Here is a 26,272-nt window from a genome sequence, read left to right as displayed (position 1 = left end):
TCCTTCAATTTCAAATGTTCGGTTAAAATTTATGTATAAGCGGTTAGATGTTCATTATATCTTACAAGCACCGCTCTCACAGCTTAAGTCTTCTTGAGTATCGTCAGCACCATCTCGAGTATTATGATAATAAAGTGTTTTTACACCATATTTATAGGCTAATAATAACTCTGATAATAGGCGTTTCATTGGTACTTTACCATCAGGGAAACGTTGAGGATCGTAGTTAGTATTTGCAGAAATAGATTGATCCACAAATTTTTGCATAATACCAACTAATTGTAAGTATCCTTCATTGTTTGGAATATCCCATAACAATTCATATTGGTCAGCAAGTTTCTCATATTCAGGAACAACTTGTCTGAGGATACCATCTTTTGATGCTTTCACACTGACGAATCCTCTTGGTGGTTCAATACCATTGGTCGCATTAGAAATTTGTGAAGAGGTTTCTGATGGCATTAATGCTGTAAGCGTAGAGTTTCTTAAACCATATTGTTTAATCTCTTGGCGTAGTGTTTCCCAATCATAATGAAGTGGTTCTTTAACAAGGTTATCTAACTCTTTTTTGTACGTATCAATCGGTAAAATCCCTTTTGAATACGTGGTTTCATCAAAAGCTTCACAAGGTCCAAATTCTTTTGCTAATTGGTTTGAGGCTTTTAATAAATAATATTGGATGGCCTCGAAAGTTGCATGAGTTAAATTATTTGCACTACCATCAGAGTAACGCACGCCATTTTTAGCTAAATAGTAAGCATAGTTAATCACGCCAATACCTAATGCTCTACGTTTTAGTACACCATTATGAGCAGCTTTAATCGGGTAGTCTTGATAGTTAAGTAATGCATCGAGCGCACGAACCACTAAATCGGCTAAATTTTCCAGCTCATCTAAATTTTCTAATGTACCTAAATTAAATGCCGAGAGTGTACAAAGGGCAATTTCCCCTTGTTCATCATTTAAATCATTTAGAGGACTTGTTGGAAGTGCAATTTCTAAACATAAGTTCGATTGGCGTACAGGTGCTACTGTAGGATCAAATGGTGAATGTGTATTACAGTGATCGACATTCTGCACATAAATACGTCCAGTTGAAGCACGTTCTTGCATTAATAATGAAAATAATTCAGTCGCTTTAACTTTACGTTGACGAATATTTGGATCATTTTCATATTGAGTATAAAGGGCTTCAAATTTGTCTTGATCAGCAAAAAATGCTTCATATAATCCAGGTACATCAGAAGGGCTAAATAACGAAATGTCTAAGCCTTTAATTAAACGTTGGTATAGCGTTTTATTGATCTGAACACCATAATCCATATGACGTACACGGTTTTCTTCAACACCACGATTGTTTCTTAATACTAGTAAGTTTTCTACTTCTAAATGCCACATTGGATAGAAGATAGTGGCTGCACCCCCACGAACCCCACCTTGTGAACAAGATTTAACAGCAGATTGGAATAATTTATAGAACGGAATACAACCTGTATGAAAAGCTTCACCATTGCGAATAGGGCTACCCAATGCACGAATTGCACCTGCATTGATACCAATTCCTGCACGTTGTGAAACATATTTTACAATTGCTGAAGAAGTTGTATTGATTGAATCTAAGCTATCACCACATTCAATAAGTACACAAGAACTAAATTGACGAGTTGGTGTTCTTACCCCAGACATAATTGGTGTAGGTAATGAAATTTTGAAGGTAGAAACTGCATCATAAAAACGACGAATGTAACTTAAACGTGTTTCAGCTGGATATTTTGAGAATAAACAAGCAGCAACTAAAATGTAAAGGAACTGTGGGCTTTCGTATACTTCGCCAGTCACACGATTTTGAACTAGATATTTCCCTTCTAACTGCTTAACTGCAGCATAAGAAAAATTCATATCACGTTGGTGATCAATGAAGGTCTCAATTTCATCCAGTTCTTCTCGCGAATAATCGGTAAGTAATGCAGCATCGTATTTACCCATACGAACCATTTTTTTTACTTGCTCATATAAATGAGGCGGTTCAAAGCGTGAATACGCCTTTTTGCGTAAGTGGAACATAGCCAAACGAGCAGCAAGATACTGGTAATCTGGTGTATCTGATGAAATTAAATCAGCGGCTGCTTTAATAATGGTTTCATGGATATCAGAGGTTCGAATACCCTCGTAGAATTGAATGTGTGATCTAAGCTCAACTTGCGAAACAGATACATTTTGTAGCCCTTCAGCCGCCCAAGTAATAACTCGATGGATTTTGTCTAAATCCAAAGGCTCTAAACGTCCATCGCGTTTAGTCACCATCAATTCTTTGTCCATTTAACCATTGCTCCTCGTTGATGAATTTTAATGTTCTCAAAAACAAAATATACAAGATATAGTGCCTCATCGTATTATATTAAACAATATATTGTAATTTTCCAATATTAAGATATGAATTATATATTTTGACTTTATCTAATACTTTGTTTGATAAAAAGAAAATTTTTACTTTGATTTATAAATTTTTTGTTCAAATGCTATTGTTGATTTGTGCTAATATTTTAGCAATTTTTTGATAGAGTAGATACAGCAATGACGACTTCTAACGCAATATCAGCAAAAGTAAAATCGCTTATTCATATTCTTCCACCCCAACTGACTAACCAAATAGCAGCCGGTGAGGTCGTTGAGCGTCCATCTTCTGTTGTGAAAGAGCTGGTAGAAAATAGCCTAGATGCGGGAGCAACGCAGATTCAAATTGATATTGAAAAAGGTGGTTCTCAGCTCATTCGGATAAGAGATAATGGGTGTGGTATTGGCAAACAAGATCTCTCCTTGGCACTTGCTCGCCATGCAACGAGTAAAATTGCTAGCTTAGAGGATCTCGAATCCATTCTCAGTTTAGGTTTTAGAGGCGAAGCTTTAGCCAGTATTAGTTCGGTTTCTCGTTTAACTTTAACGTCCAGACCTGAATATCAATCGGAAGCATGGCAAGCCTATGCTCAAGGTAGAGATATGGAAGTTGAAATTAACCCAGCTTCTCATCCAGTAGGCACGACAATTGAAGTCGCTAATCTATTTTTTAATACACCCGCTCGTCGTAAATTTTTGCGTACAGATAAAACAGAATTTATGCATATTGATGAAATTGTGCGACGAATTGCTTTAGCTAAGCCTAATGTGACTTTTACGCTAACTCACAATGATAAAAAAGTACGTCATTATAAGGCGGTAGATAACCAGAATATTGAGCAACAACAAAAGCGAGTTGCGGCAATTTGTGGTGATGAGTTTATTCAACATTCTGTTCATTTGGATTGGCAACACGATGATTTACACCTTTACGGCTGGGTCGGCTCGCCCACATTACTCCGCACTCAAAATGATCTAAATTACAGCTATGTGAATGGTCGAATGATGCGAGATAAAACCATTAATCATGCGATTCGTCAGGCTTATGGTGAATACCTCACAAAAGATCATTACCCTGCCTTTGTGTTATTTTTGGATATTGAACCGAGCCAAGTGGATGTGAATGTGCATCCCGCTAAACATGAAGTGCGTTTTCATCAAGGGCGGTTAGTTCATGACTTTATTTATCAAGGTGTATTAAATGCTCTTGAAAATAATCTACCTGAATCTTTGAGTGGTAGGGTGGCTGAATCTACTCCCAATTATGTACGTGATACAAATTATGCAGCATCAGGCAAAAATATTTTTGCACCATCTTATGATGGCACTAATGTAGATAATCATTCTGTTAGATTTTCTGATTATGCTAAATCGAATTATACAAAGGATCGGTATTCAGGGTCTAACCGTCCTAGTATTAATGCTAAAGAGCAAAAGCTGTATGGAGAATTATTATCGAAGCCAGTAGATCTCGCTGAGAGTAAAGCAGAATTGAGTCAGGATAGAGTCGTAACTTCACCTAAATTTAATGATATTCCCATTTCTCCACAATATCTGCAAGCCTTAGCTATAGTAGAAAATCGTGCATTATTAATGAAACAGACTGATGATTTTTATTTAATCAGTTTAGAAAAATTGGCTCGTTTACACATTCAATTACAGTTAAGACAAGCTGAAAAACGCGGTCTATTGATTCCATTGAATTTAACTTTAGATATGGAACAAAAATCACAATGGGATGAACTCAAAGAATCCTTTGTGCAAATAGGTTTCGAGATTCAAGAAAAACTGTGGCAAGGTAAACTACGTTTGACCATCCAACAAGTACCGGTGTGTTTACGTGAACAAAATTTGCAACACTTGATATTGAGTGCATTAGATCAACAAGCGGTGAGTTTAGTGGAGTTTTTTGCAAAACAATTGGTGTTACCGACCGCTTGGAGCTTAACGGAGGTCGTTGGAATTTTATCTTATATTGAACAACATGCTGAAGGGAAAATTGAATTGGACAAATCGAGAATGAAAATTGATTTATCTCAGTATATAAATCAATTAGATTAAAGTTTAGCAAAATTATCTTTAAAAATGCGGTACATTTCGCATTTTTAAAGATTGCCTACTGACAAGTTGATAGAAATCAGTAGAGTATTGCTCTACTTTTACATTTTTACATAGAGTAACACTTGATATGAAAGGTGCTTACGAATTGCCAAGTGCTTCACCAATTGTACGTATATTACAAATTACAGACCCTCATTTGTTTGCAACACCTGATGGACAATTGCTTGGGGTACCTACCGTAAAAAGTTTCCAAGCGGTATTGGATGCTATTCAAAAAGAAGCATTTGATTATGAAATAATTTTGGCAACTGGCGATTTAGTTCAAGATCACAATAGAGAAGCTTATCATCGATTTGGTCAAATGGTTAAACAATTAAAGAAGCCATTATTCTGGATTGAAGGTAACCATGATTTACAACCTCAAATGAGTAATGCATTGGGGATTTATGCTCAGATTCAACCGCATAGACATATTCTTTTATCGAATAATTGGCAAGTTGTTTTATTGGATAGCCATGTTTTTGGTAAACCCGGTGGTAAGTTGAGTAAATCTCAATTAGCTTGGTTAGCGGAAACATTAAAAAACAATGCTGAGCGTTATACCTTAGTTGTATTACATCACAATATTTTGCCAACAAATTCTGCTTGGCTTGATCAGCATAGTTTGTCCAATCCAGAGCAACTCGCAGATGTTTTATCTGATTTTCCAAATGTGAAGGCTATTTTACATGGGCATATCCATCAAGAAGTGGATAAAAAATGGATGGATTATCGTGTTTTAGCTACCCCTTCAACTTGTATTCAATTTAAGCCTAACTGCGATAAGTTTACTTTAGACATAAAATCTCCTGGTTGGCGTGAATTAAACTTGATGCCTAATGGAGTAATCAAAACTGTGGTGAAAAGATTAGAGGATGCTTGTTTTTTACCTAATTTTAGTGCGACAGGCTATTGATAGCTGATATATAATGAAATAATCCGTTATATTGAGTCATGCATACACTAATTTTAGGAGTGGAATGAATATTAAAAATTTTCGCCGACTATATCGTATTATTCACACTTTCCTTCGTTATGGAATAGATGAAGTTATTCCCGATATTCCATTAACTCGAAACGCACGTTTAGGTCGAAAGGCTTTCTTTTGGATTAAAAATGAGTTTCCGAATAAACCACTCGGTTTACGTTTACGTTTAGCTTTGCAAGAGTTAGGTCCTGTTTGGATAAAACTAGGACAAATGCTCTCCACCCGTCGTGATCTTTTTTCCCCAGAACTATCCGATGAATTAGCCTTATTACAAGATTCGGTTGAGGCTTTTGATGGTAAATTAGCCCGTCAAATTATTGAAGAGGCATTAGGTGATAAGCTTGAAACTTGGTTCGATGATTTTGATGAAACGGCACTTGCCTCAGCATCTATTGCACAGGTACATACGGCAAAATTTAACCAGAACCAACCGCTTGCAGGTAAAGACGTGGTATTAAAGGTTATTCGTCCTGAGATTGAAAACGTCATCAAATCTGATCTTGAATTAATGTATCGTCTTGCGCATTGGATCCCTCGTTTATCTCCAGATGGAAAAAGATTACGTCCCGTTGAAGTGGTTCGAGAATATGAAAAAACATTACTGGATGAATTGGATTTACGTAAAGAAATGGCAAATGCGATTCGTTTACGTAATAATTTTGAAAACAGTGAAATGTTATATATCCCTGAAATGTATCAAAATTTATGCCGTAAAAATGTGATTGTGATGGAACGTATTTACGGGATTCCAGTCTCTAATATTGAAGAACTTAAAGCCAATGGGACTGATATGAAAGTATTGGCGGAACGTGGTGTACAAGTTTTCTTCACCCAAGTATTCCGTGACAGTTTTTTTCATGCCGATATGCATCCAGGCAATATTTTTGTAAATTATGATCACCCAGAAAATCCACAATATATTGGGATTGATTGTGGCATTGTTGGGCAACTTAATTATCATGATAAACGTTACTTAGCAGAAAATTTCGTTGCTTTCTTTAATCGTGATTATCGTCGAGTGGCGATTATGCACGTTGAGTCGGGATGGACGCCAGAAGATACGGATATTGATGGTTTTGAACAGGCATTTAGAGAAGTTTGTGAACCTATTTTTGCCAAGCCGTTGTCTGAGATCTCTTTTGGTCATGTGCTTTATAATTTATTTAATGTCGCTCGCCAATTCAATATGGAAGTGCAACCTCAGTTAGTGTTGTTGCAAAAAACTTTGCTTTATATTGAGGGATTAGGTAGACAAATTTATCCTGAATTGGATTTGTGGAAAACGGCTAAACCTTTTTTACAAGATTGGTTAGATGAGCAAGTAGGTGTTAAATCAATGTTGCGTCAAATTAACCAACATTTACCGCAATTTAGAGAGCATTTTGCTGAGTTTCCAGAGTCATTATTCCAAGCTTTAAAGCAACAAAAACAGATTAATGTGAGATTAGCAGAAATTAATAAAAGTATCAAAAAACAAAATAACAGCGGACGAAGTGCAACTCGCTTAATTGTTATTGGATGCGTGATTTGCGGAATATTGTGGCGGTTTGATACATTACCTATTTGGTTGAGCGTAATATTATTGGTCGGTTTTTTTGCATTGTTTGTTCGAGAAAGTGGTCAAAAAGCAATTGATGATTAATAAATTTTCGTGTTTTAATTGTTAAAAACTCGTATAATCGATGGGTTTTATTTTATTAACTTTAAAAAGAGGTCTTATTTATGGGCGGTATTAGTGTTTGGCAACTTCTGATTGTTGCAGTGATTATCCTTCTTCTTTTTGGTACAAAGAAATTGCGTAATTTGGGTTCAGACTTAGGCGAATCAGTTAAAGGTTTCAAAAAAGCAATGAGTGATGATGATAAGTCTAAAGATGCAGAATTTGAAAAGGTAGAGAAAAAGCAGGCTGAATCTACAGAGCAAAAGGCGAAAGAGAAAGAGCAGGCATAATCCGTGTTTGATATTGGTTTTTCTGAATTATTGCTAATTCTGATTATTGGATTAGTCGTATTAGGGCCTAAACGGTTACCGATTGCGATTAGAACAGTAATGGGATGGGTTGCTACCATTCGAGGATTAGCAAGTAATGTGCAAAATGAATTAGCTCAGGAATTGAAATTACAAGAGCTACAAGAAAGCATAAAAAAAGCCGAAGCACTTAATCTTACTCAACTTTCACCTGAACTGACTGAAACTGTTGAAGAATTAAAACAATCAGCAGAAAAGATGAAAGAAGGTATTGATTCAGCTAAAAAACAAGCTCAATCTTTAGCGAAAGAAACGCAAGAGCAGATTAATGAAATTCCGCCTAAGCCTACGGAACATAAGGAATTAGGGCAGAAGCAAGTTGATGAACAATCATCATTGAGTAATTTGCAAAATAAGCAATTAAACTCACCGCTTGAGTCAGCTCAGGAAAGTAATGTTTCTCCTTCTGGAGAAACCGCAGAGCTTGCAGAAGCGGATGAAGATATGTTATCCATGTATTATCCACTAGATGATGATCTTGCTGTAGTAGATACTCAAACAAAACAGGATAAATCAGATGTCAGTTGAAGAGTCTCAACCGCTTATTTCTCATTTAATTGAATTACGTGATCGTTTACTCAGAGCTATTATTTGTGTACTGGTTGTCTTTGCTGTCTTAGTTTATTGGGCTAATGATATCTATACGTTATTAGCAACCCCGCTAACAGAACGTTTACCAGCTGGCGCTACAATGATTGCAACCAATGTGGCAACGCCTTTCTTTACGCCAATAAAACTGACTGCAATTGTTGCTGTTTTCCTTTCAGTTCCTTATATTCTGTATCAAATTTGGGCGTTTGTTGCGCCAGCGTTGTATAAACAAGAAAAACGTTTAGTGTATCCATTAATGTTTTCCAGTACTTTCTTGTTTTATCTTGGTGTAGGGTTTGCTTATTATGTTGTTTTCCCTTTAGTCTTTGGTTTCTTAACGAGTACAGCTCCGCAAGGCGTGACTATTGCAACAGATATTAGTAGCTATTTAGATTTTGTATTGACGATCTTTCTCGCTTTTGGTGTGTGTTTTGAAGTGCCTGTTGCAATTATCTTATTATGTTGGACTGGTATTACAACGCCAGAGGATTTGAAAGCAAAACGTCCATATATTGTCGTGGCGGTATTTGTCGTTGGGATGTTATTGACGCCTCCTGATATATTCTCTCAAACGTTATTAGCAATCCCAATGTGGTTGCTCTTTGAAGTGGGTATATTAGTTTCTCGGTTCTATGTTTCTTCCGATAATGAAGAGCAAGAAGATTCGCCAAGTATTAAATAATTGAACAGACCCGCACTAAGCGGGTCAATTTTTTTAATTCATAATAGGATCGTATCATGATTCAACATATCTCATCTCCTTTTCCCTCTAAGCGAATGCGCCGTTTACGTAAGCATGATTTTAGTCGTCGCCTTGTTGCTGAAAATAAAATTACAGTGGATGATTTGATTTACCCTGTATTTGTTATTGAAGGTGAAAATCAACGTGTTAACGTTCCATCAATGCCGAACATAGAACGTTTAACCATCGATCAATTATTAATTGAAGCAGGATTATTGGTGAAGTATGGTGTACCAGCCATCGCTCTTTTTCCCGTGGTTGAAGCTGATAAAAAATCATTAATGGCGGAAGAGGCTTATAATCCAGGCGGGTTAGCACAGCGTGCAGTAAAAGCATTAAAAAAAGCTTATCCTGAATTAGGTGTTATTACTGATGTAGCATTAGACCCATTTACTACGCACGGTCAAGATGGAATTATTGATGATAATGGGTATGTGATTAATGATATCACTACAGAAGTATTGATTAAGCAAGCATTATCTCATGCCCAAGCTGGTGCTGATATTGTGGCTCCAAGCGATATGATGGATGGACGTATCGGTGCAATTCGTCAAGCTCTTGAGGAAAAAGGATTTATTCATACGCAAATAATGGCATATTCTGCTAAATATGCCTCAAATTATTATGGACCATTCAGAGATGCGGTAGGTTCGGCAAGTAATTTAAAAGGTGGGGATAAAAAAACTTACCAATTAGATCCAGCTAATAGTAATGAAGGACTACATGAAGTTGCTTTGGATATTGAGGAGGGGGCTGATATGGTAATGGTAAAACCCGGTATGCCGTATTTAGATCTTGTTTATCGAGTCAAAACGACTTTTGGAGTGCCTACTTTCGCCTATCAAGTTTCAGGGGAATATGCGATGCACATGGCGGCTATTCAAAATGGTTGGTTAAAGGAAAAAGAGAGCATCTTGGAATCGTTACTTTGCTTTAAACGTGCAGGAGCAGATGGGATTTTAACCTACTTTGCTAAACAAGTTGCAGAGTGGTTATATGAAGAAGGTAAAATTAAGTAACTCATAGGTAAACAAATTGAAATGAGGGATTATGATCCCTCTTATTTATGCAAATTTCTTGACGATTTACTTCTAAATAGGTACTATTCGCCCGTTTTTTCACTTTGAGGATACCAGCATTTTGGACAGTCACAGTCGATACTTACCCGTTTTTTAATCCCCTCTCGTCCAAATTTCTTTTAATTGCCGACGAGTGTCGGTTTTTGCCAGTCAGTATCTTAATTTTTGTTCATTTTTGTTCATCGCCTCATACCATGTTTAGGAGTATGAAATGATCCGAGCTTTTTCGTTAAATAACGAGCGCTTAATCAGTGTAGATGAAACCGTTTCAGACCAATTAAATGACGCAATGTGGATCGATCTTATCGACCCATCCGATGATGAGCGTAAAGTTGTTGAACACCTTTTAAAACAAACTCTTGCGGAAGAGCATGAGCTAGAAGACTTAGAAGCATCTGCTCGTTTTTTTGAAGATGAAGATGGACTTCATTTGCACTCATTCTTTTATTGCTTAGATGATGAAGATTATGCCGATATTGCGACTGTCGGTTTTACTATTCGTGATGGGCGATTATTTACGATTCGTGAGCGAGATTTACCTGCATTCCGTTTATATCGAATGCGTTCTCGTCGTGAAAAAATGATGGATGGTAATGCTTACGAATTATTACTTGATTTACTGGAAACCAAGATCGAGCAGTTGGCAGATGTTATTGAAAATATTTACGCAGATTTAGAAAAGTTAAGTCGAGTTGTGTTAAGTGCTCAAGAAAATAAAGAACAACATAACAATGATACCTTTGATGATGCATTATCTGATTTAACTGAATTGGAAGATGCAAGTTCTAAAGTAAGATTATGTTTGATGGATACACAACGAGCGTTAAGTTTTCTATTGCGCAAAACGCGTTTACCCAACAATCAGTTAGAACAGGCAAGAGATATTCTACGAGATATTGAATCTCTACAACCTCACAATGAATCACTTTTCCAAAAAGTGAATTTCTTAATGCAAGCAGCGATGGGTTTTATCAATATTGAACAGAATAGAATTATGAAATTCTTCTCGGTAGTCTCAGTAATGTTCTTACCAGCAACATTAGTTGCCTCTACTTATGGAATGAATTTTGAGTTTATGCCTGAATTAAAATTACATTACGGATACCCAATGGCTATTGGCTTGATGATTTGTGCGGCGGCTACACCTTACATTTATTTTAAGCGTAAAGGGTGGCTGTAACGGGGATTTCAATTTTTTAATCAATTATAAATAAGCCTTATCATTTAATTGATAAGGCTTAATTTTTTACAATGATATTCTTATTTCATTTTCTAAGGTTTTGTCCAACGGTTTTGTCTCAATAGTTGATCGGCATATTGTATTTTTAATTTCAATTTATTGAGTTGTTGTTGGTCTTCTTCGGATAATTCATGGTGGACTTCTTCAATATTTTGTTGAGTAAATCCCACCCAATTATTTGGCGTGACCATTCCTACCATATCACCTTGATTTAACATCACTGATTCACTCTCTTCATTTGAGAATAATGATTTACCAAAGGTAAAAATAGATTGATTAAAACCTAGAATATCCATAATTGTTGGGAATAAATCATATTGTGATGCCAGTTTAGTATTTCTAGCAGGTGGTAATGATCCATCAGGCGTAAAAATCACTAAAGGAATATGGAATCGTTGATCTAACGTATCGTCAGTTTTTGCGTTTAACACATGATCGGCACTAAAGATAAAGACCGTATTGTTGTACCATGGTTGAAGGGATGCTGACTGCATAAATTGCTCTAATGCCCAATCACTGTATTTTAACGTGTTTAAGAAACCATTTTCACTTTTATCATCATGTGGATAAAGCTCAAATTCTTTCCCAATTTTTGGAAAAGGTTCATGGGTTGTACCTGTAAACATGAAGGCAAAAAATGGTTTATTATTTTCCGTTTCACTCAATTTTTGGTTAAAGGCTTGTAAGGCATCATAATCCCAACCAAAACGAGGTTGTTCTTGAGGGTATTCTTTAATAATTGGCACATCTTCTTTACCGTAATATTCCTGAAAACCCAGTGCATTGGCGATACTATCCATATGGAATGAACGACGAGCCGATGATTGCATCATGACGGTGCGGTAATCGTAATCACTTGCTATTTGTGCGATACGGCTCATATCTTTCATTTCTAAACCAAATCCAAGTGTGGGTTGGCTTTGAAGTGATGGAACAGAGGATAGGATTGCTTGAATCCCAATAATACTACGTTGTCCTGCTGCATAATAATTATCCCAAACTTGAGAGCGAGCAACGAGACTATCCATAAATGGTGTGACGCCATACTGGTTATGACTTAAGGCATCAATATATTTATAACTCCAGCTTTCTAGTAAAATTAGCACCACATTTTTCTTAGTTAGTGTGTTTTCTGAGTGTTGCCATTGGAAGATAAGCGGTGAGTTTTTAATAAAGTTTTGCACTTCCTCTTGAGAAAGGTAATTCAGGGGTTTTTCTTCCAACTTATTTCGAATTTCTCTGTAAGAAGTGTATACGGGATTTAATGATAGATTTGCTTGTTGAAGTTTACTACCATTAAATGCATCACTTAAATTAATTGGTCTTCCAGAAAGAATAATCCCCCTAAATAAAATAAGATAAACTACGGCAAGTCCTAACCAACTTAATCCCTTAATTAATTTACTAGAAATAAGAGGATTTATTGGAGAAGATGGTTTTACAACAAAATAGTACCATCCAATAAATAAAATAATTAAAAAGACCAAACCGCTTAATGTATAGGTAAGACGAGATGATAGAGCTATTTCAATTAATGCAGCTTGATCTGACGAAAGATTTGCAATTTCTGCACCAATATGGCGCTGTACTTCACCAAAGTAGGTTAAATCTGCCATATTGTAACCAAGCATAACAAAGATAACTAAAGCAGATAACCAAACTAGTAAGATTTTGAGTTTAGTTTCATGAATAACTTTGAAGGGTAAACTCAGTAATGCCAACATGGGTGAACAGAAAAGCATCACTGTTGCACTATCAAATTGTATCCCTGTTAATAGCCCACTTACGACCTCCGAGCTATTTAGGGGCGAAAAATAGTCTGAATGAACAAAATAGAATCCCAATCGAGATAATGTGAATGCAATTAATCCAAAAAGAATAATTCTAAGAGGTATTGAAATAAAGTTTATACGTTCTAAATTAAATTTCATTATGGTTTCTCTTTTTTTCTTCTCGCTCTTGGATGAGCTGAGTCATAAACTTTAGCAAGATGTTGAAAATCTAAGTGAGTATAGATCTGGGTTGTTGACAAATTGCTATGTCCGAGTAATTCTTGTACAGATCGAAGATCTGAACTAGCTTCAAGCATATGTGTAGCGAAAGAATGGCGAAGTTTATGAGGATGTAAATGAACCGTCAAGCCCTGTCTTTTTCCCCATTTTTGCATAATTAATTGGATTGAACGAGTGGAAATTCGCCCTCCTCGTTGATTTAAGAATACAGCATTATCTTTCGGTTGAAATTCCCCACGAACAGCTAACCATTTATTGATTGCTTCAATTGCTTTTGAGCCGATTGGTACAATCCGTTCTTTGCTACGTTTACCCAGTACCCGAACTTCCCCGACGTTTAAATCCATATCGCCAAGATCTAGCCCTTGTAATTCAGCTAGACGTAAACCTGAGCTATACATCAACTCCATCATGGCTAAATCACGAAGATCAAGCGGTTGGTTACTCTCAACATTTAGCAATTGTGTGATCTGTTCGGCATCAATATTTTTTGGAAGATGTTTATTTATTTTCGGTGCTTTAATACCAACAGCAGGGTTTGTTGGTAGTACTTCTTTACCAACTAAAAAAGCAAGAAATTGACGCAAGGCAACTAAACGCAAACCGACACTTTTTGCACCTAATCCTTCTTTGTGGCTTTGGGATAATATCCAACGTATCACAGATGCATCCACAGTTCGCCAATCTGTAATTTGCTGTTTATCTAACATCTCACAGATAGCTTTCAGTTGCCGTTGGTAATTGCTCAATGTATGTGGGCTGACTTGTCGCTCAATACGCAAAAAATCCCAGTAAGGCTGTGTTTGTAAATATAAAGGAGAACCTTCACTCATACCATTAAGCTAATCCTAATTTTCCGATTTTTACACCAATATTGCCTAGTGCAACAGGACCTAAATATTCTGCGAGGAATTTGAATAAATCATCAACATTATTGAAAATACGATGAGTTTCCACTTCTTTTTCTGCTTTACGAATAAACTCATAAGAAACCTGATCATTTTCAATATGCGCTTCTAATTTTAAACTGACAGTCTCAAAATAATTGCTCATTGAGCCTTCTAAGCCTGGATCACTAATACGTACATCCCATTGATTCGTAAATAATAATTCAGTTTTTTTAGTCATGTTGTATTCTCCTCTGTATATTATCTTCATGTTGAAAAAAGACCGCTTTTCAGCGGTCTTTATAACTCATTTATTGCAATAACGAAATATCAGCAACTTGCAAGAATAAGTTTTGCAAGGTGTTTAAAATCGCAAGTCGATTTTGGCGAAGTTTTGGATCTTCCGCATTCACCATAACGCTATCGAAGAAGCTATCAACAGGCTGACGTAAATTCGCAAGCTGATCTAACACGGCAGTGTAATTTCCTTCAGCCACTAATGGTTGCACATCCGCTTGGAGTTTAATTACCGTTTCAGCTAACGCTTTTTCTGTTGGCTCTACGCAAGCGGTCAGATCAATCTCGCCGATTGAAATATCCGCTTTAGCTAAAATATTGCTCACACGTTTATTCGCAGCCGCTAATGCAACCGCTGAATCTAAAGTACGGAAATGAGCTACCGCACGTACACGTGCATCAAAGTCGGCTGGTTTGGTTGGGCGACGAGCTAATACCGCTTGAATCACATCAACAGCAATGCCTTCATCTTGATACCAAGCACGGAAACGTCCGAGCATAAAATCAACCACATCGCTAACCACATCTTTATTCGTTAATTTATCGCCAAATAATTCCACTGAAGTTTTTACTAACTCTTCTAAATCAAGTGAGAGTTTTTTCTCAACGATAATACGTAACACACCTAATGCCGCACGGCGTAAAGCAAATGGGTCTTTATCGCCTTTTGGATGCTGTCCAATACCAAAAATCCCTGCTAGGGTATCAATTTTATCCACTAATGCGACTGCACAGGCAACGAGAGAATGTGGTAAGTCATCGCCTGCAAAACGTGGCATATATTGTTCATTTAACGCTACCGCCACTTCTTCATCTTCGCCATCGTGACGGGCATAGTGCATACCCATAACCCCTTGGGTATCGGTAAATTCAAACACCATATTGGTCATTAAGTCACATTTAGAAAGTAAGCCTGCACGTTTTGCTTTGGTTTCATCTGCCCCAATTTGTTTTGCAATCGCACCGCTTAATTGCTCAATACGATCTGTTTTATCACGCAATGTGCCTAATTGTTGTTGGAATAAAACAGTTTCTAAGCGTGGAAGTTGATCTTCTAAACGTTGTTTTAAATCGGTTTTGAAGAAGAATTCTGCATCGGTTAAACGTGGGCGAACGACCTTTTCATTTCCTTCAATAATCTTACTTGGATCTTCAGGATTGATATTAGAAACGAAAATAAAGTGCGGTAATAATTTGCCGTCTTTATCATAGATTGGGAAATATTTTTGGTCGCCTTTCATTGTATAAACGAGGGCTTCCGCAGGTACAGCTAAGAAACGCTCTTCAAATGTTGCAGCTAATACGTTTGGATACTCAACAAGCGAGGTAACTTCATCTAGTAAATCATCTTGAATATCGGCAACACCACCTAAAGCGGTCGCTTTCGCTTGTGCTTTTGCAAGAATTTCTTCACGACGTTCGTTGAAATCTGCAACCACTGATCCTTTTTCTCTTAATAATTGAGGATATTGATCAGCGTGTTCAATTTGAAATTCACGTTCGCCTAAGAAACGGTGACCACGAATGGTTCTACCGATAGTCACACCTAAAATTTCACCTTCGATTAATTCATCACCAAGTAATAAGGTAACAGTATGCACAGGGCGAACAAAGTGTTCAGTCTTATCACCCCAACGCATTGTTTTAGGAATAGGTAATTTTGCTAATGCTCGGCTGATGATATCTACCACTAAATTTTTAGTTGGTTGTCCTTCAATCACTGCACGATGCACTAACCATTCGCCCTTATCGGTCGCAATACGATCAGCTTGATCCACGCTGATACCACAACCTCTTGCCCAACCTTCCGCAGCTTTAGTTGGTTTACCTTCCGCATCAAATGCAGCAGAAACCGCAGGACCACGTTTTTCAACTTCTTTACTTGGTTGGCTTGTGGCTAATCCCAACACCTTCACTGCTAAACGACGAGGTGCAGCAAACCATTCTACTTTCTCAAAGCCTAAACCAGCTTGAGTTAATTCTTGTTCTACATTATCAGCAAAGGCAGTCGCTAATTTTTTCAGTGCCTTCGGTGGTAATTCTTCTGTGCCGATCTCGGCAAGGAAATTTTGTGTTGTCATTGTTTGTCTCTTTAAAATTTTTTAACTTAAATTGTAAATTCTCTTTAAGATCTCACCGCTTTAACTAAATATTTTCTGCAACTCTTCAAGATCTAACACAACTTTTTCATCATCCATCACTAAAGCAGGAATCCCGATGTAACCTTGTTTTTTGGCTTGATCAAAAGCTGAATGATTATCTCGTAATTTTAGAAAGCGTTTAAAATTTGCCATACTTTCAAAAATATTAACCGCTTCATATTCCACCTTAAGTTGCTCTAATTGGGTTACAAAAGGTGGGGAGTCAGGACACAAGTCAGCAAAAAATAATATGGTTTTAGTTTTCATTTGTTTGCTCTAAATTTTATCTTACAAAGCCGTTAGATAAGCAAATTTCTTTATTTGTTTTTAACTCGAATGCAAGAGATTTATTTGGATAGTCATAATAATATTTATGATCCTCTTCTAACCCTTTTTCTTGGGCTAAGGCAACAGTTCTTAAAGAACAAGTTCTATAAATTAAATCTCTTTGCATATTATTCTGAATATCTTTTTGTTTAGACTCTCCCAAACTTTTCCACCATGATGGATTAAATGAGTATTCATAAATTACTTGATTTTTGTTTGGTCTTACATTTTCAATATACATATATTGATCTATTTGCATTCGACTCTGCCCATTCATTTTAGCTTTATCTTTTTTTGCCCCATCAATAGCTAATTGTTCAACAGATAATCCTTCAATGTTTTTTGCAAATTGAGCCACATACTCATCACTTTGTTTATAGTGTTCAGCATAATTAGCTCGAATCTCTTGGTCACTGAGAGAGCATGCGGATAGGAATACTGAAAGAGTAATAAGTAATTTTTTCATTTTTGCCTCTGCTAGCTAGATTAACATTAATTTTATTTCTTACACCCTGGAAATCCTAACGCCTCACGGCTTGCGTAGTAGGCTTCTGCTACACCTTTAGTTAATGCACGGATGCGTAGAATATAACGTTGGCGTTCGGTCACTGAAATCGCTTTGCGAGCATCTAAAAGGTTAAAGCTATGAGCGGCTTTTAAAATGCGTTCGTAAGCAGGCAATGGTAGTGGTTTTTCTAGAGCGAGCAATTCTTGGGCTTCTTTTTCGTATTGGTCAAAACAGTAGAATAAGAAATCAGTATTTGCATATTCAAAGTTGTAAGTGGATTGTTCCACTTCGTTTTGGTGGAAAACGTCGCCATAGGTGGTTTTGCCTAATGGACCGTCAGACCAGACAAGATCATAAACAGAGTCTACACCTTGAATGTACATTGCTAAACGTTCTAAACCGTAAGTGATTTCGCCTGTAACGGGTTTACATTCTAAGCCCCCCACTTGTTGGAAATAGGTAAATTGAGTAACTTCCATACCGTTCAACCAGACTTCCCAACCTAATCCCCACGCACCTAATGTTGGGTTTTCCCAGTTGTCTTCCACAAAACGAATATCATTTTGAGTTGGGTCGAAACCTAACATTTTTAAGCTATCTAAATAGAGTTCTTGGATATTATCTGGGGAAGGTTTGATAACCACTTGGAATTGGTAGTAGTGTTGTAAACGGTTTGGGTTTTCACCATAGCGACCATCAGTTGGGCGACGTGAAGGCTGAACATAAGCCGATGCCATTGGTTCTGGACCAATCGCACGTAAACACGTCATCGGGTGAGAAGTTCCTGCGCCCACTTCCATATCAAATGGTTGAACGATGGTACAACCTTGAGTTGCCCAGTAATCTTGTAATGCAAGGATCATTCCTTGAAAGGTTTTCACATTAAATTTTGCTGACATTGTGATTCCTATTAATAAAATTCAGTTAAAAATACTGCTTATTATAGCGGGTAAGCGGTCGAATGTCGGGCATTTTTTGCAAAAATCTGCAAAAGAATCAGTCAGTAATCCTTAACGTTCTTCGTTAAAATAAAATGAGTCGGGGGTAACGGTTAAAATCGAGGCGGTTTTGCCCCAATCGCCAAGGACAATACGGGTAAAGGTGCGATCAGAATTTGCAAAATGTTGATTGGAATGCACCGCTTGTCGATGGGTGTGTCCGTGAATCAACCATTCCGCTTGATATTTTTCGACAATCTCGGCAGTGAACGCTTTATTTACGTCCATAATATCAATAGGTTTATGTTGTTTATCTTGTTTACTTTTAGCTCGAATTTTTTGCGCTATGTTGATACGCAAGGAAAGGGGCAATTTTAGGAACAGCCATTGTAGCCATTTTTGGTGGACTTTTTTGCGAAAGTTTTGGTATTTTTCATCATCAATACACAAGGTATCGCCGTGACAAATTAACGTTCGTTTGCCATAGAGGTCGACAATATGATAATCGGGTAGTAGCGTCATCCCCGACTCCTTCGCAAAGCGTTTACCAATTAAAAAATCTCGATTACCACAAATAAAATAACAAGGCACACCTTGCTCTACCACTTTGCACGTCGCTTGTTTGACTTGAGTAATGAGTTCGGACTGTTCATCATCGCCAATCCAGAAATCAAAGAGATCACCTAGGATATAAATCGCCTCTGCAAGCGGTGCTTTCTCTTGCATAAATTGCAAAAAGAGATCGGTAATCTCAGGTTGAGATTCATTTAGATGAAGATCGGCGATGAAATATTGCATTATGTCGTATCTATTGGATAAGAAAAAATTCCCTTCTCGTACAAGAAGGGAATAAGCTTAATGATTATTTGCTACTATCAAACCAACCACGGATAAATTGGACAGATAGGAAGAATGTGAAGGCAAAAAATGCATAGATAATATAGCTAATCCAAGGCATAGATTGGCTTTGTCCTTCTTCTACTGGTTGGATCGAAACAACATTTCTGAACTCATTTAACCAACTGATATACCAACCATAATATTTAATTTGGACCAATTTTTTATCGTTAGCAAAGGCTTGAGCTTTTGCTTGAGTTAAAGCAGCATCAAATTTGAAGTAGAAAGGTAAGCCCCAGCCTGTGTCTTCATTACGATAAGTCATAACTTTCTTGGTTTCAGGATTTTCAGTAAAGAGATAGTACACATCTCTTACTGGACCATCTTCTGGGTTTGATTTACTGATTGGACCATCTTTGTCCACACGGCGAACCTCCATACCCGTAATCACCGTTTGTTCATAACTTGGGAATGCGTAATTAACGGCTCCGATTAAAACGATATGCAACGAAAGCATAACTAAAATCAGGAAATATTTAAGAATTGATTTCATAGTCACTCCTATACAGTGAGTTTAAATAAACGTTGAACATTTTGTGTTGTCGTCTGAGCCATTTCTTCTACCGAAACACCTTTCAAGGTGGCTAAGTATTCGCACACTTCTCTGACATACGCTGGTTGATTTGGTTTACCTCGATAGGGAATCGGTGCTAAATAAGGCGAATCCGTTTCTACCAATAAACGATCAAGGGGTACTTTCTTTACGACTTCACGTAAATCTTCTGCATTTTTAAAAGTAATAATACCAGAGATAGAAATATAAAACCCGATATCTAAAGCGCGTTTTGCCATATTCCAATCTTCTGTAAAGCAATGCAACACTCCGCCACATTTTTCCGCATTATTTTCAATTAACAATTGCATCGTATCTTCACGAGCTGAGCGTGTGTGGATTACTAACGGCTTATTTACTTCATTCGCAATGTGAATTTGTTGTTGAAAAATAGACTGTTGTAGCTCTTTAGTTTCAGGGGTGTAGTGATAATCTAACCCTGTTTCGCCAATAGCAACCACTCTTGGATCTTTGGCTGATTCAAGCAATCTTGCATAATCAAAAGGTTCATCCTCAACATTGAGGGGATGTACTCCACACGAGAGCGAAACTTCGGGACGATGAGCGGTAAGCTTTTTCATATTTTCGAAGCTACCTAATGTCGTACAGATAGAGATAAAACGTTGCACACCTCTTGCTTTGGCATTTTCGATCACTTCATCGACGTTTTTATGACGAGTTTCATAATCCAAAGAATCTAAGTGGCAATGTGAATCAATAATAAATAAATCGTTCAAATTTTTTCCTGTTATTATTAAATTTTAATACAATACTTTAGCGTATTTTAATCTATTATAGCTAAATTCTAAGCACTTTCTATTCCAAATGCCATGACTTCCTCAATTCGTTCTGCACCAAGAGCAATCATAATTAAACGATCAACGCCAACTGCAACACCAGAACAATTTGGAATCCCCGATTTTAAAGCAGCGAGGAAACGGGAATCCAATTCTTGAGGTGGTAAGCCGATTTGTTGGCGGTAAACATTATCTTGCTCAAAACGGCGGAATTGTTCTTTAGCGTCACTTAATTCGTGAAAGCCGTTCGCTAATTCAATCCCTTTATAATAGAACTCAAAGCGTTCTGCCATTCTTGGGTCTTCCGCACTTACTTGAGCTAATGCTGCTTGAGAAGCAGGGAAGTGATAAATCGCAGTCGGGCGTTCTAAACCGATATTTGGCTCAACAACTTTAGTAAATAAGAATTGTAGTAATACATCACGATGATCATTATCGTCACATTGTAAGCCATGTTCTTGCGCTTTTGCCACAAGCTGAGATTTTGTTGCAGAAAGCGGATCTAATCCTACATAGTTCTGAAATACGAATTGATAGCTAAAAGATTCAGCAGGCTCACAATCTAAAATATATTGTAATAGATCATCCACTTCATTAATCAAACGATACATATCAAAATGAGGGCGATACCACTCTAGCATAGTAAATTCAGGATTATGATTTTTGCCAGCTTCTTCATTGCGGAATACGTGGCAAAGCTGAAAAATTGCTCCACTTCCACTGGCGAGCAAGCGTTTCATATGATATTCGGGGCTAGTAATTAAATGTAGCGTTTTAGCTTTACTCTCAAATGGCGAAAGAAATTGAGTGCTAAATGCTGAGAGATGAACGTCAGTGACCGAAAATTCACTCATTGTAGGTGTATCGACTTCAAGTAAGCCACGTTCTGTAAAGAATTTACGAATATCACTGATGATTTTTGAGCGTTTTAATAATGTTGGAATGGAAGCAGTTGGCTTCCAGTTAATATGTTCTTGTTGCAAATCGTCCATAGGATCTTACCGCTTGTAAAAAATTTTATTTAATGAAACACAGTATAACAGACCTTCAAGCGAGAAAAAATTTGACTGAAATAAAAAGCTGAGTACCATTGTGAGCAATATTATCAGTTGGAATATCCTGTGCAATTTCTTTCTATTATCAGAATAGTTGGCATCTTAGTAATGCTATTTTCTTTTACGATGCTTGTACCAGCTTCCGTTGCGCTTATTTATGGAGACGGTGGCGGACGTGCATTTTTAGAAGCATTTTTACTTAATTTTGTGGTTGGCACAGTGTTATGGTGGTTCTGCCGAGATTATAAATATGAGTTACGTTCTCGAGAAGGCTTTTTAATCGTTGTCTTATTCTGGGTGGTTCTAGGTTCTCTTGGGGCTGTACCTTTTATTTTACTAGAGCGACCAAATTTGAATTTTGCCGAATCTATTTTTGAATCATTTTCTGGGCTTACAACAACTGGTGCAACGGTGATTGTCGGGCTTGATCAGCTACCTAAAGCGATTTTATTTTATCGTCAATTTCTGCAGTGGTTGGGTGGGATGGGGATCATTGTGCTTGCTGTTGCGATTATTCCTTTGCTTGGTATTGGTGGAATGGAACTCTATCGGGCTGAAATGCCAGGACCATTGAAAGAGCAAAAAATGCGCCCTCGTATTGCAGAAACTGCAAAAGCATTGTGGCTGATTTATGTTGCGCTTACCGCCTTATGTGCGACAGCATTTTGGTTTGCAGGAATGGATTGGTTTGATGCAATTTCTCACAGTTTTTCGACGATTGCAATTGGTGGTTTTTCTACGCATGACGCTAGTATTGGTTATTTTAAAAGTGATCTGATCAATTATATTACGGTATTATTTTTGTTGATCTCATCTTGTAACTTTGCTTTGCATTTTGCGGTATTTGACCAATTTAATGGACGTTATAAAGGGCTAGCTAAACGTAAATTCTTTGGTGTGTATTGGCGTGACTATGAATTCCGTTTCTTTATTTTGATCCAATTTAGTTTATTCCTTATTTGTTTTTTAGTCCTCTGGGCAGATAGCTATTTTGGTGGACGAGCAAGTACCTTATCACAAGCCTTATTTCAATCGGTTTCAATTTCTACTACTGCTGGATTTACTACGGATAATTTCAGTATTTGGCCATCTTTCTTACCATTAATTTTGGTTTTGGCTTCATTTATTGGCGGTTGTGCTGGCTCAACAGGCGGTGGATTAAAGATGTTCCGTGTCTTATTACTTTATTTACAAGGCAGACGAGAGGTCCATCGTTTTATTCATCCTAATGTTATTCAGCCAATTAAACTGGGTAAACATGTATTATCAGAACGAATTGTAGAAGGTGTATGGGCGTTCTTTTCGGCTTATTTCTTCGTATTTGTGATATGTTGGATTGCTTCCATTGCTTGTGGAATGGAAACTTTTGATGCCTTAAATGCGGTGATCGCCACAATGAATAACTTAGGCCCCGCATTAGGTACGGTGAGTAGTAACTTTTTACACGTACCAGACAGTGCAAAATTGGTCCTTACGTTTGCTATGGTGTGTGGGCGATTAGAGGTCTTTACCTTATTGGTCATCCTTACACCAACGTTCTGGAAAGATTAATGATAAGCGGTGAGTTCTCAATCTTATTTTGCAAAAAGATAACTTAAACTTACCGCTTGCAAGCTCCTCTAGATATTGTTATTTGCATAAAATTCATACCTTGGATGATAAATTATTAGAAATTTTGAAAAATTTTTATATTTCCTCTTGAACTCATCATTTTTACCCCTATTTATTGCTCCGTCTGAACGGTATGTTAAAAATACCGCTTCCTTGTTAAAAAAGTTGTAAGTTACCCTTGAATTTTTAGGAAAAAACGCAATCTTGTAGGTATCTTACAAAAATGAACAAATTTTTATATCGGAGAATTTAAAATGGGTAAAATTATTGGTATTGACTTAGGAACAACAAACTCATGTGTTGCCGTAATGGATGGCGATAAACCACGTGTGTTAGAAAATGCTGAAGGTGCAAGAACAACTCCTTCTATTATTGCTTATACAGATAAAGAAACTTTAGTGGGTTCACCAGCAAAACGTCAAGCGATCACAAACCCAAAAAATACATTATTTGCAATCAAACGTTTAATCGGTCGTCGATTTACTGATGCTGAAGTACAACGTGATATTGAAATTATGCCATTTGAAATCACACAAGCTGATAATGGTGATGCGTGGGTTTCTGCAAAAGGCGAAAAAATGGCTCCACCACAAATTTCTGCTGAAGTATTGAAAAAAATGAAGAAAACAGCAGAAGATTTCTTAGGAGAGTCTGTAACTGAAGCCGTAATTACTGTACCAGCGTATTTTAACGATGCACAACGCCAAGCGACTAAAGATGCAGGTCGTATCGCTGGTTTAGAAGTTAAACGTATTATTAACGAACCAACAGCCGCTGCATTAGCATATGGTTTAGATTCTAAAAAAGAAAACCAAATCATTGCAGTTTATGACTTAGGTGGTGGTACATTTGACTTATCTATCATTGAGATGGATAATTTCGATGGTGAGCAAACTTTCGAAGTGCGTGCAACTAATGGTGATACTCACTTAGGTGGTGAAGATTTTGATAACCGTTTAATTAATTATTTGGTTGATGAGTTCAAAAAAGAACAAGGTGTCGATTTACGAAATGACTCTATGGCAATGCAACGTGTTAAGGAAGCAGCTGAAAAAGCAAAAATTGAGCTTTCTTCTACACAATCAACAGAAGTTAATCTTCCGTACATTACCGCAGACGCAACAGGACCTAAACACTTAGTGATTACTGTGACTCGTGCGAAATTAGAATCACTTGTTGAAGACTTAGTAACTCGTTCATTAGAACCTGTTAAAGTGGCATTAGCAGATGCAGGTTTATCAGTATCTGATATCAACGATGTTATCCTAGTTGGTGGTCAAACTCGTATGCCATTAGTGCAGCAAAAAGTAGCGGACTTCTTTGGTAAAGAACCTCGTAAAGATGTGAACCCAGATGAAGCAGTGGCAATTGGTGCAGCAGTTCAAGGTGGGGTATTAGCAGGTGATGTAACGGATGTATTATTACTTGACGTAACACCGCTTTCACTTGGTATTGAAACAATGGGTAGTGTGATGACTAAACTCATCGATAAAAACACAACAATCCCTACAAAACATAGTCAAGTGTTCTCAACTGCTGAAGATAATCAAAGTGCTGTAACTATTCATGTTTTACAGGGTGAACGTAAACGTGCAAGTGATAACAAATCACTTGGTCAGTTCAACTTAGATGGAATCCAACCAGCACCTCGTGGTATGCCACAAATCGAAGTAACATTTGATATCGATGCAGATGGTATTTTGCATGTTTCTGCTAAAGATAAGAATACAGGTAAAGAACAAAAGATCACGATCAAGGCATCTTCAGGTTTAAGTGACGATGAAGTTGAAAAAATGGTTCGTGATGCTGAAGCAAATGCGGAAGCGGATCGCAAGTTTGAAGAATTAGTTCAAACTCGTAACCAAGCAGATGCGATTGTTCACTCTACCCGTAAGCAAATTACAGAAGCTGGCGATAACTTGAACGCAGATGATAAAGCAAAAATTGAAGCAGCTCTTTCTGACTTAGAAACTTCAGCAAAAGGTGAAGATAAAGCAGATATCGAAGCTAAAATTGATGCATTAGTAAAAGCGTCTGAACCATTGCTACAAGCAGGACAAGCTCAGGCTCAAGCGGGTCAGCAACAAGCACAACAAAATCAGAAAGATGATGGCGTTGTTGATGCTGAGTTTGAAGAAGTCAAAGACAACAAATAATTATTAAACAGGGTAACAATTTATGAGTAACAATAAATTCGTAGGTGAAATCGCTATTGACAACAATGGCAAAAAAGCAACATCTCAAGCTAATGCTAAATTAGATAATGGCACGTTGTATGTGTATTTATCACAAGAACTTGAAAAAGCGGCTCCAGGATATTTAAATGTATATACTGAGAAGTTTGTAGATGCTGTTAAATCACAATTTAAAGCACCGAAAAAATCGTTTTGGCAAAAACTTTTCGGTGGCGGTGAAAGCAATGAAGTTAAAAATGTTGTTGTATTAACTTACATTGAAGAGTTTGCTCCTTATCAACTTTATGTGGGTAATGACTTTAAACATTCTAAACATATGGGTAAGGAAGAGCTTGTAAAAAGATACCCTATTTTTAATGAATTAGTTGGTTAATTTTGAGTTGAGATAATTAAGTTTGTCTTATTATCTTAGATTAAATAGGGCGTATCATTACGCCCTTTTTAATGTGTAACAAGCGGTCAGATATTTATAAAATTTATCAAAAGGAATATGTTATGAGCTTAAAACTTTATCCAGTTAAAACAGTACGTTTAACCAATAATACTGCTGAACAAGATATCCCTGCTCTTTGGCAATCTGTTGCGTTATCTCAGGATGAAATTGCATATGGTATCTATAATAATTACGAAAGTGATCATAATGGTGAATATGATTTTACGATTGCAGTAGAAAAAGAGATTGCAGGAGTTGAACCAATAGTTATTGATGATAGTTTTTATTGGTTTGAAAATTTCACAACAAATAGAGAATTACTTGCAGATACATGGAAAACGATTTGGAATAAAAGTAAACAAGGGTTATTAAAAAGAACATATTCGCTTGATTTTGAAAAACATTATCCAGACGGGAAAGTTGAAATTAATATTTCAATTCAGCCTCACTGTTAATATT

General features: G+C 37.0%; 24 protein-coding genes. 12 read left to right on the top strand and 12 right to left on the bottom strand.

Annotation, left to right across the window (positions count from 1 at the left end):
- Window positions 1-54: 54 nt before the first annotated feature.
- Entirely contained in the window at window positions 55-2,319 is a 2,265-nt protein-coding gene (nrdA, locus tag A6A10_RS08920; protein ID WP_121123976.1) for a class 1a ribonucleoside-diphosphate reductase subunit alpha, read from the bottom strand.
- 255 nt (window positions 2,320-2,574) lie between these two features.
- On the opposite strand from nrdA, the gene mutL reads away from it, so the two are divergent.
- From mutL to corA, 8 genes are all read left to right on the top strand, one after another.
- On the top strand, window positions 2,575-4,455 hold the full coding sequence (gene mutL, locus A6A10_RS08915) for a DNA mismatch repair endonuclease MutL (protein ID WP_121123974.1): 1,881 nt from the start codon (window positions 2,575-2,577) through the stop codon (window positions 4,453-4,455).
- 127 nt (window positions 4,456-4,582) lie between these two features.
- Window positions 4,583-5,410 (top strand): 3',5'-cyclic-AMP phosphodiesterase, encoded by an 828-nt coding sequence (gene cpdA, locus A6A10_RS08910; protein ID WP_121123972.1) that lies wholly within the window; start codon window positions 4,583-4,585, stop codon window positions 5,408-5,410.
- Between the two features lie 64 nt (window positions 5,411-5,474).
- Window positions 5,475-7,124 carry a ubiquinone biosynthesis regulatory protein kinase UbiB gene (gene ubiB / locus A6A10_RS08905; RefSeq protein WP_121123970.1) on the top strand — a complete coding sequence of 550 codons (1,650 nt, stop codon included), beginning with the start codon at window positions 5,475-5,477 and terminating at the stop codon, window positions 7,122-7,124.
- An 80-nt stretch (window positions 7,125-7,204) separates the two neighbouring features.
- Window positions 7,205-7,432, top strand: coding sequence for a Sec-independent protein translocase subunit TatA (tatA, locus tag A6A10_RS08900; RefSeq protein WP_121123968.1), 228 nt, complete (start codon window positions 7,205-7,207; stop codon window positions 7,430-7,432).
- 3 nt (window positions 7,433-7,435) lie between these two features.
- Window positions 7,436-8,038: a Sec-independent protein translocase protein TatB gene (tatB, locus tag A6A10_RS08895; protein ID WP_121123965.1), complete on the top strand. Its 603-nt coding sequence runs from the start codon at window positions 7,436-7,438 to the stop codon at window positions 8,036-8,038.
- A complete protein-coding gene (gene tatC / locus A6A10_RS08890) occupies window positions 8,028-8,783 on the top strand; it encodes a twin-arginine translocase subunit TatC (protein ID WP_121123963.1) in 756 nt (251 codons plus the stop codon). Before tatB ends, tatC begins: the two co-directional genes overlap by 11 nt.
- 56 nt (window positions 8,784-8,839) lie before the next feature.
- Window positions 8,840-9,862 (top strand): porphobilinogen synthase, encoded by a 1,023-nt coding sequence (hemB, locus tag A6A10_RS08885; RefSeq protein ID WP_121123961.1) that lies wholly within the window; start codon window positions 8,840-8,842, stop codon window positions 9,860-9,862.
- A gap of 271 nt (window positions 9,863-10,133) precedes the next feature.
- Window positions 10,134-11,102, top strand: a complete 969-nt coding sequence (gene corA / locus A6A10_RS08880; RefSeq protein WP_121123959.1) for a magnesium/cobalt transporter CorA — start codon at window positions 10,134-10,136, stop codon at window positions 11,100-11,102.
- Window positions 11,103-11,194: 92 nt separating this feature from the next.
- Here corA and A6A10_RS08875 read toward each other — a convergent pair whose 3' ends face one another.
- From A6A10_RS08875 to epmA, 11 genes are all read right to left on the bottom strand, one after another.
- Window positions 11,195-13,093: an LTA synthase family protein gene (locus A6A10_RS08875; protein WP_121123957.1), complete on the bottom strand. Its 1,899-nt coding sequence runs from the start codon at window positions 13,091-13,093 to the stop codon at window positions 11,195-11,197.
- Complete coding sequence (gene xerC, locus A6A10_RS08870; protein ID WP_121123955.1) at window positions 13,093-14,007, bottom strand: tyrosine recombinase XerC; 915 nt, start codon at window positions 14,005-14,007, stop codon at window positions 13,093-13,095. Before xerC ends, A6A10_RS08875 begins: the two co-directional genes overlap by 1 nt.
- A 4-nt stretch (window positions 14,008-14,011) precedes the next feature.
- Window positions 14,012-14,302 (bottom strand): DUF5377 family protein, encoded by a 291-nt coding sequence (locus tag A6A10_RS08865; RefSeq protein ID WP_121123953.1) that lies wholly within the window; start codon window positions 14,300-14,302, stop codon window positions 14,012-14,014.
- A gap of 70 nt (window positions 14,303-14,372) precedes the next feature.
- Window positions 14,373-16,439 (bottom strand): glycine--tRNA ligase subunit beta, encoded by a 2,067-nt coding sequence (gene glyS, locus A6A10_RS08860; protein WP_121123951.1) that lies wholly within the window; start codon window positions 16,437-16,439, stop codon window positions 14,373-14,375.
- Between the two features lie 60 nt (window positions 16,440-16,499).
- The gene (locus tag A6A10_RS08855; protein ID WP_121123949.1) at window positions 16,500-16,766 is read right to left on the bottom strand and encodes a hypothetical protein; all 267 of its coding nucleotides are present in this window, start codon (window positions 16,764-16,766) and stop codon (window positions 16,500-16,502) included.
- Between the two features lie 16 nt (window positions 16,767-16,782).
- Window positions 16,783-17,292 carry a hypothetical protein gene (locus tag A6A10_RS08850; protein WP_121123947.1) on the bottom strand — a complete coding sequence of 170 codons (510 nt, stop codon included), beginning with the start codon at window positions 17,290-17,292 and terminating at the stop codon, window positions 16,783-16,785.
- Window positions 17,293-17,324: 32 nt separating this feature from the next.
- Window positions 17,325-18,233, bottom strand: a complete 909-nt coding sequence (gene glyQ / locus A6A10_RS08845; RefSeq protein WP_121123946.1) for a glycine--tRNA ligase subunit alpha — start codon at window positions 18,231-18,233, stop codon at window positions 17,325-17,327.
- 111 nt (window positions 18,234-18,344) lie between these two features.
- Window positions 18,345-19,070 carry a UDP-2,3-diacylglucosamine diphosphatase gene (lpxH, locus tag A6A10_RS08840; protein ID WP_121123944.1) on the bottom strand — a complete coding sequence of 242 codons (726 nt, stop codon included), beginning with the start codon at window positions 19,068-19,070 and terminating at the stop codon, window positions 18,345-18,347.
- Window positions 19,071-19,134: 64 nt separating this feature from the next.
- The gene (locus tag A6A10_RS08835) at window positions 19,135-19,662 is read right to left on the bottom strand and encodes a DUF1523 family protein (protein WP_121123942.1); all 528 of its coding nucleotides are present in this window, start codon (window positions 19,660-19,662) and stop codon (window positions 19,135-19,137) included.
- 8 nt (window positions 19,663-19,670) lie between these two features.
- Window positions 19,671-20,459, bottom strand: coding sequence for a TatD family hydrolase (locus tag A6A10_RS08830; protein ID WP_121123940.1), 789 nt, complete (start codon window positions 20,457-20,459; stop codon window positions 19,671-19,673).
- A gap of 68 nt (window positions 20,460-20,527) precedes the next feature.
- Window positions 20,528-21,511, bottom strand: a complete 984-nt coding sequence (gene epmA / locus A6A10_RS08825; protein WP_121123938.1) for an elongation factor P--(R)-beta-lysine ligase — start codon at window positions 21,509-21,511, stop codon at window positions 20,528-20,530.
- A 129-nt stretch (window positions 21,512-21,640) separates the two neighbouring features.
- Here epmA and A6A10_RS08820 point away from each other — a divergent pair, with 129 nt between their 5' ends.
- The 4 genes from A6A10_RS08820 (at window position 21,641) to A6A10_RS08805 (ending at window position 26,268) form a co-directional block, all read left to right on the top strand.
- Window positions 21,641-23,125: a TrkH family potassium uptake protein gene (locus A6A10_RS08820; protein WP_121123936.1), complete on the top strand. Its 1,485-nt coding sequence runs from the start codon at window positions 21,641-21,643 to the stop codon at window positions 23,123-23,125.
- Between the two features lie 314 nt (window positions 23,126-23,439).
- Complete coding sequence (dnaK, locus tag A6A10_RS08815) at window positions 23,440-25,341, top strand: molecular chaperone DnaK (RefSeq protein ID WP_121123934.1); 1,902 nt, start codon at window positions 23,440-23,442, stop codon at window positions 25,339-25,341.
- Between the two features lie 22 nt (window positions 25,342-25,363).
- A complete protein-coding gene (locus tag A6A10_RS08810; protein WP_121123932.1) occupies window positions 25,364-25,753 on the top strand; it encodes a hypothetical protein in 390 nt (129 codons plus the stop codon).
- Window positions 25,754-25,875: 122 nt separating this feature from the next.
- On the top strand, window positions 25,876-26,268 hold the full coding sequence (locus tag A6A10_RS08805; protein WP_121123930.1) for a GyrI-like domain-containing protein: 393 nt from the start codon (window positions 25,876-25,878) through the stop codon (window positions 26,266-26,268).
- The last annotated feature ends 4 nt before the right edge of the window (window positions 26,269-26,272 follow it).

Source organism: Otariodibacter oris (assembly GCF_009684715.1).
GTDB lineage: Bacteria > Pseudomonadota > Gammaproteobacteria > Enterobacterales > Pasteurellaceae > Otariodibacter > Otariodibacter oris.
The sequence above is the reverse complement of the archived record's forward strand: the minus strand, read 5'-3'. Positions and strand labels throughout refer to the sequence as shown.

Bases quoted from the DNA above. Each gene is read 5' to 3' on its own strand.
- epmA (WP_121123938.1), bottom strand. From the start codon at position 21,511: ATGGACGATTTGCAACAAGAACATATTAACTGGAAGCCAACTGCTTCC.
- glyQ (WP_121123946.1), bottom strand. From the start codon at position 18,233: ATGTCAGCAAAATTTAATGTGAAAACCTTTCAAGGAATGATCCTTGCA.
- mutL (WP_121123974.1), top strand. From the start codon at position 2,575: ATGACGACTTCTAACGCAATATCAGCAAAAGTAAAATCGCTTATTCAT.
- A6A10_RS08875 (WP_121123957.1), bottom strand. From the start codon at position 13,093: ATGAAATTTAATTTAGAACGTATAAACTTTATTTCAATACCTCTTAGA.
- glyS (WP_121123951.1), bottom strand. From the start codon at position 16,439: ATGACAACACAAAATTTCCTTGCCGAGATCGGCACAGAAGAATTACCA.
- A6A10_RS08810 (WP_121123932.1), top strand. From the start codon at position 25,364: ATGAGTAACAATAAATTCGTAGGTGAAATCGCTATTGACAACAATGGC.
- lpxH (WP_121123944.1), bottom strand. From the start codon at position 19,070: ATGCAATATTTCATCGCCGATCTTCATCTAAATGAATCTCAACCTGAG.
- A6A10_RS08805 (WP_121123930.1), top strand. From the start codon at position 25,876: ATGAGCTTAAAACTTTATCCAGTTAAAACAGTACGTTTAACCAATAAT.
- ubiB (WP_121123970.1), top strand. From the start codon at position 5,475: ATGAATATTAAAAATTTTCGCCGACTATATCGTATTATTCACACTTTC.
- tatA (WP_121123968.1), top strand. From the start codon at position 7,205: ATGGGCGGTATTAGTGTTTGGCAACTTCTGATTGTTGCAGTGATTATC.
- A6A10_RS08855 (WP_121123949.1), bottom strand. From the start codon at position 16,766: ATGAAAACTAAAACCATATTATTTTTTGCTGACTTGTGTCCTGACTCC.
- corA (WP_121123959.1), top strand. From the start codon at position 10,134: ATGATCCGAGCTTTTTCGTTAAATAACGAGCGCTTAATCAGTGTAGAT.
- A6A10_RS08865 (WP_121123953.1), bottom strand. From the start codon at position 14,302: ATGACTAAAAAAACTGAATTATTATTTACGAATCAATGGGATGTACGT.
- A6A10_RS08850 (WP_121123947.1), bottom strand. From the start codon at position 17,292: ATGAAAAAATTACTTATTACTCTTTCAGTATTCCTATCCGCATGCTCT.
- nrdA (WP_121123976.1), bottom strand. From the start codon at position 2,319: ATGGACAAAGAATTGATGGTGACTAAACGCGATGGACGTTTAGAGCCT.
- xerC (WP_121123955.1), bottom strand. From the start codon at position 14,007: ATGAGTGAAGGTTCTCCTTTATATTTACAAACACAGCCTTACTGGGAT.
- dnaK (WP_121123934.1), top strand. From the start codon at position 23,440: ATGGGTAAAATTATTGGTATTGACTTAGGAACAACAAACTCATGTGTT.
- hemB (WP_121123961.1), top strand. From the start codon at position 8,840: ATGATTCAACATATCTCATCTCCTTTTCCCTCTAAGCGAATGCGCCGT.
- cpdA (WP_121123972.1), top strand. From the start codon at position 4,583: ATGAAAGGTGCTTACGAATTGCCAAGTGCTTCACCAATTGTACGTATA.
- A6A10_RS08835 (WP_121123942.1), bottom strand. From the start codon at position 19,662: ATGAAATCAATTCTTAAATATTTCCTGATTTTAGTTATGCTTTCGTTG.
- tatC (WP_121123963.1), top strand. From the start codon at position 8,028: ATGTCAGTTGAAGAGTCTCAACCGCTTATTTCTCATTTAATTGAATTA.